This window comes from Salinicoccus jeotgali (genome assembly GCF_039538805.1).
Lineage (GTDB): Bacteria > Bacillota > Bacilli > Staphylococcales > Salinicoccaceae > Salinicoccus > Salinicoccus jeotgali.
The window spans coordinates 1-649 of sequence record NZ_BAABCK010000027.1 but is presented as its reverse complement, the minus strand read 5'-3'; the positions used below and the strand labels follow the sequence as shown (position 1 = coordinate 649).

Annotated in this window: 1 protein-coding gene; it reads left to right on the top strand. The window is 50.4% G+C overall.

What is annotated here, in order from left to right; genetic code table 11:
* Positions 1-98 precede the first annotated feature (98 nt).
* Positions 99-649, top strand: a 551-nt coding sequence (locus ABD734_RS07700; RefSeq protein ID WP_344703106.1) for an IS30 family transposase, incomplete at its 3' end; no start/stop codon positions are given.

The following is a 649-nucleotide window of genomic DNA, read 5'->3' as shown; positions in this document are numbered from 1 at the left end:
CGCCGATTGTAAAATTAAGCTAGACACCTAAAAAGGGTCACGCGTGATACACTCAAAATGAGTTTTCCGACCAAAGAAAATCATAGGAGTGATCACGCATGACCTACACCCATATTACCACGGACGAGCTAGTAATCATAGAAGCCTATTTCCATCAAGAGACCCCGACTTCACAGATTGCGAAACGGATTGGGCGTGCCCGTCAGACGGTCCATAATGTCATCGCATATCTCAAGGACGGGCACACTGCGCTGGAGTATTATCGGCGCTATAAGGAAAACAAAAGCCGGTGTGGTAGAAAACGGATTGTTCTACCGACCGATCAGCAGAAACATGTTGAAAAGCAGGTGGCGCAAGGCTGGACACCGGATGTGATTGTCGGTCGGCAGGAGATGCCAATTGACTGCTCGGGCCGTACACTGTATCGAATGTTCAAACGAAAAACCTTTGATGTAGCCACACTGCCGATGCAAGGCAAGCGAAAACCAAATGGCCATCAGGAACGCCGGGGCAGACAGGCCTTCAGGCGAAACATCTCTGAAAGAACAACTGACTACCCGGCGTTCAATGAAGAATTCGGCCATCTCGAGGGAGATACCATCGTCGGTGTCCGCCACAAGAGTGCCGTCATCACGCTGGTTGAACGCCT